General features: G+C 63.4%; 5 protein-coding genes. 2 read left to right on the top strand and 3 right to left on the bottom strand.

The features are described from left to right. Positions 1-3: 3 nt before the first annotated feature. Together H7225_RS16925 and H7225_RS16920 are read right to left on the bottom strand one after the other, a co-directional pair. Complete coding sequence (locus H7225_RS16925) at positions 4-375, bottom strand: dihydroneopterin aldolase (RefSeq protein ID WP_290663949.1); 372 nt, start codon at positions 373-375, stop codon at positions 4-6. Between the two features lie 9 nt (positions 376-384). Continuing rightward, positions 385-1,176, bottom strand: coding sequence for an SDR family oxidoreductase (locus H7225_RS16920; protein WP_290663947.1), 792 nt, complete (start codon positions 1,174-1,176; stop codon positions 385-387). Positions 1,177-1,300: 124 nt separating this feature from the next. Here H7225_RS16920 and H7225_RS16915 point away from each other — a divergent pair, with 124 nt between their 5' ends. Beyond that, positions 1,301-2,377 carry an SAM-dependent methyltransferase gene (locus H7225_RS16915; RefSeq protein WP_290663951.1) on the top strand — a complete coding sequence of 359 codons (1,077 nt, stop codon included), beginning with the start codon at positions 1,301-1,303 and terminating at the stop codon, positions 2,375-2,377. Positions 2,378-2,395: 18 nt separating this feature from the next. Here H7225_RS16915 and H7225_RS16910 read toward each other — a convergent pair whose 3' ends face one another. Beyond that, on the bottom strand, positions 2,396-3,376 hold the full coding sequence (locus tag H7225_RS16910; protein WP_290663945.1) for a DUF535 family protein: 981 nt from the start codon (positions 3,374-3,376) through the stop codon (positions 2,396-2,398). 166 nt (positions 3,377-3,542) lie between these two features. Between H7225_RS16910 and lpxC the strand changes: the two genes are divergently transcribed. Beyond that, positions 3,543-4,478: a UDP-3-O-acyl-N-acetylglucosamine deacetylase gene (gene lpxC / locus H7225_RS16905; protein WP_290663943.1), complete on the top strand. Its 936-nt coding sequence runs from the start codon at positions 3,543-3,545 to the stop codon at positions 4,476-4,478. Positions 4,479-4,615: the final 137 nt, after the last annotated feature.

Here is a 4,615-nt window from a genome sequence, read left to right as displayed (position 1 = left end):
GGATCACCACTGCCCGGTCTCCATCCTGATCGCCACTTCGCAGTCATCGAAGATCTCCAGCTTGGCAATCTTGACGCGCACGCCCAGCACGCCGGGCAGGTCCATCAGGCGCAGGCACAGCTTGCCGATCATCGACTCCAGCAGGTTGACGTGCGTGGCGGTGCACTCTTCGATGATGATGCTGCGCACGCGGCGGTAATCCAGCACATGGGTGATGTCGTCGTCGTGCGGCATCAGGGGCTGGCTGCCCAGGTTCAGCTCGGCATCGACCAGGATGGGTTGCGTGTTGGTCAGCTCGTGGGCCAAGAAGCCCAGCTTGGCGTCAAAGCGCAAGCCGCTCAGGTTCAGGATCTGGTTGCCTCGGGTCAGCGACATGTCGCGTCCTCACATTTTTGAAAAATCGCGGTCAAACCGCTGAAGGTGCTGGCCGCCATCGACCAGCAAAGTGGTGCCGGTGATGGACCGGTTGGCCAGGGCAAAGGCCACGGTGGCCGCCACGTCTTGCGCGGTCGATGAACGGCCCAACGGCGACAGCTTGTGCAGTTGCTCGAACTTCTCGCCTTGCAGCGATTCGCTGGTCAAAGTCAGGCCGGGGGCCACGCCCACCACGCGCACACGCGGGGCCAGGCTCAAGGCCAGCAAGGTGGTGGCCGACTCCAACGCGGCTTTCGACAAGGTGTAGCTCAAAAAATCCGGGTTGGGGTTCCACAGCTTTTGGTCCAGCATGTTGACCACGGAGGCGTTGGTGCCGGGCCGCGTGGCCACGTGGTCGGCCAGGGCCTGTGCCAGCACGATGGCCGGCGCGGTGTTGGCGCGCAGGTGGCGCTCCAGCATGGCGTAGGTGAAGGTGGCGCTGTCGTCAAAATCAAAGGTAGACGCGCTGTTGACCACGGCATCGAGCGCGCCCAAGGCCTGCACGGCTTGCGGCACCAGGGCGCGCGCTGCCGCCTCAATCGACAGGTCGGCCTGCAGCACCACGGCGCGCCGGCCCAGGGCCTGGATGTCTTTTGCCGTGGCCTGGGCCTCGGCCAGGGAACCGCGGCAATGCACGGCCACGTCCCAGCCTTGCAGCGCCAGGGTCAGGGCAATGTCACGGCCCAGGCGCTTGCCGGCCCCGGTGACCAGGACGGCGCGCGCGATTGATGATGATGAGGGTGATGCGGTGGAATCGGGCATGGGCTTTCTACAATGGCGCATGAACCGCCAAGATCCGACTGGGCACAGTGTAGTGTCCGCCCCTTTGAACGCCCACCCGGTGGCCCGATTGATCCGCGACGAGATCCGCCAGCACGGGGGCTGGATGCGCTTTGAGCGCTTCATGGAACTGGCGCTGTACACGCCCGGCCTAGGCTACTACAGCAGCGGCCGGCGCGTGCTGGGCCACATGCCGCAAGACGGCAGCGACTTCGTGACCGCCCCCGAACTCACGCCCTTGTTCGGCCAGACCCTGGCCACCCAGGTGATCGAAGCGCTGGAAGCCACCGGAACCGATGAGCTCTGGGAGTTTGGCGCCGGCAGTGGCGCCCTGGCCATCCAGTTGCTGGGCAACCTGGGCGACCGCATCCAGCGCTACACCATCGTTGATCTGTCGGGCACCCTGCGCGACCGGCAGCACCACACCCTGGTCAAAGCATTGCCCGAAATGGCCCACAAGGTGGTCTGGGCCGACAGCCTGCCCGATCAACTGCAAGGCGTGATCGTGGGCAACGAGGTGCTGGACGCCATGCCCGTGCAGTTGTTGACCTGGACCGGTGAGCAGTGGCTGGAACGCGGCGTGGGGTTGGCGGGCAATGAGGATGAAGCGGCCTTGGTGTGGGCCGACCGGGCCGCGCCCCCAGGTGTCCGCGCGGCTACCGAGCGCCCCGACAGCGAGTTCGTGCCCGGCACCGTGGTCGAGACGCATGGCCAGGCCGAAGCCTTCATCGCCACCCTGGCCCAGCGCATGACACGCGGTGCGGCCTTCTTCATCGACTACGGTTTTCCAGAAGGCGAGTACTACCACCCCCAGCGCACCGGCGGCACCCTGATGTGCCACCAGGGCCACCGCAGTGACCCTGACCCTTTGAGCAACGTTGGCGAGAAGGACATCACCACGCACGTGAACTTCACCGGCATCGCCCTGTCAGGCCAGGGCAATGGCTGGGAAGTGCTGGGCTACACCACGCAGGGACGCTTCTTGAGCAACTGCGGCCTGCTGGCGCAGATGGGCCAAGACGGGGGCGGCACCTCGGTGGCCGACTTCAAGCTCCGGGCAGCCGCGCAAATGCTGATCGCCGAGCACGAAATGGGCGAGCTGTTCAAGGTCATCGGCTTTGTGAAAGGCGAGTGGTTCGAGGCCATGGGCTTCAGCCAGGGCGACCGCACGCACATGCTGTGAAGCAGTTTTGAATCAACGTCAAAGCACCAGCGGGCGCATCACTGATTCGGCCTCTTCGGAGATGCTTCTCTTGAGCTCACGCTTGGCCAACGTGCGCCCACGGTGGTTGGCCTTGATCAGGCTGATGGGCTTTTCGGCCAGGGGCAGTGCCAGCAGGTAGTGGCCACCTTGAGCGCGCATGCCCTGGAACTTCTTCCAGAAATCACCATAGCTGGTGGTGGTGTTCAATTCGACCAAGCTGGGGTATGAGAGGCTGTCTTCAACACCCACTCCGGCGACCATGGTGATGCCCAGAGCGCCGGCCAAGCCCGCCATACCCGCCATCAGCAGGTCAGCGGGCGCCACATCACGGCAAAGGCGCGTGGCCTGGCGCATTTGTGCAAATCGATCAGCATAGCCCTGCACCTGACCCACGTAGAGGACATGGCTGGACGATCCGGCATCCACGTTCAACAGGGGCGCCTTGACCACCGAAAAAGCCATGCGGTAGAGCGGGCAGCCGTCCATCTTGAAGACCAGGGTGAGGTCGCCCTCGCGGTGCAGGCATGGCCCGCCCACTGAAATGGAGAACCCGCGGCCCTCGAACTCACGCTGCCAAATCGGCATGGCATCGCTGAGCACGCGCTGGAAAAAGCTGGCATGCAGCGCGCGGTTGACGAAATCGCAGTGGCCCACCAACATCTGCTGACGCTGCAACCGGTCAAACTTCATGGACAGGTAAGGCAAGGTATAGCGGTAAACCACCCGAGAATAGGTGTTCAGCAGACCTTTGGTGTGCGAGCCTGAGATGGCACGCACCACCTCGCGATGCTGACCCGCATGCCACACCACTGACAGCAGTCTCAGGCAGGTGCCTCCGATTCCCAGGCCCCGCTTAACGTCGATTTCTTTTTTCACCAGTCCAAGGATACCGCTCAGCGGATTCGTCATGGCCTTGTCCGGCACAAGTTGCGCCAAGGCGTGGTCAGACGTGCGGGGAAGGATGAACGCGGTGGGCATGGGCGACTAGATTGTGGCAATCGGTGCCATTTGGACAAGAAATATGCCTCATCTTTACACTCCTTAACGCAAAGCGATACTCGGAAAGACGGTCGGTTTTTTCTGGGCGGCGACGGGCAAATACCAATTTATAACGGGATTTTTGCACTGAGTCGATAATCCCGCCATGCTGCAACAACGCACCCTCAAATCCCTGACACGCGCCGTGGGCGTAGGGCTGCACAGCGGCCAGCGGGTCGAACTGACTTTGCGGCCCGCCCCGATCGACACCGGCATCGTGTTCCGGCGCGTGGATTTGGCCCACCCGGTCGACATCCCCGTCAACGCCCTGGCCGTGTGCGACACCCGCATGGCCTCCACCATTTCACCAGGTGGCGACCCGGGCTTGGCCAAGGTCAACACCATTGAGCACCTGATGTCGGCCTGTGCCGGCCTGGGCCTGGACAACCTGATCGTGGACATCACCGCCGAAGAGGTCCCCATCCTGGACGGCTCATCGGCGGCTTTCGTGTACCTGCTGCAAAGCGCGGGCATTGAGTTGCAAAAAGCGCCCAAGCGCTTCATCAAGGTGCTCAAGCCGGTAGAAGTGCGCGAAGGCGAAGGGCGCACCCTGAAATGGGCGCGACTGGAGCCGTACCACGGCTACAAGCTGGCCTTCGAGATCGACTTTGACCACCCTGCCGTCGATCAGACCGGCCAGCGGGTCGAGTTCGACTTTGGCAGCGGCCAGTACAAGCGCGACATCGCCCGTGCCCGCACCTTTGGCTTTGCCAAGGACTTTGAGGTGATGCGCTCGCGCGGCCTGGGCCTGGGTGGCAGCATGGACAACGCCATCGTGATCGACGACCACCGCGTGCTCAACAGCGATGGCCTGCGCTACGACGACGAGTTCGTCAAGCACAAGATCCTGGACGCCATTGGCGATTTGTACGTGGTGGGCCGCCCCTTGCTGGCCGCCTACAGCGCCTACAAATCGGGCCACGCCATGAACAATGTGCTGCTGCGCACCCTGCTGGCCGACCCATCGGCTTACGAAATCGTCACCTTTGACGACGCGGCCAAAGCCCCCAAGGGCATGGCCGAGCTGGCGCCCGCCTGGTGAAGCTGCGCCCATGATCCTGTTCCGATGGATGGTCTTGCTGATGGCCCTGGCCATGGTGCTGTGCCTGGCCGCTTATACCGTGACGGGGCAGGTCATCTGGCGCCAGCGCGCCGTGAAAATGCTCAAGTGGATGGTGG

Source organism: Aquabacterium sp. (assembly GCF_014378415.1).
Classification (GTDB): domain Bacteria; phylum Pseudomonadota; class Gammaproteobacteria; order Burkholderiales; family Burkholderiaceae_C; genus Aquabacterium.
Note: the sequence above shows the minus strand (reverse complement) of the source record. Positions and strands in the feature narration are given on the sequence as shown.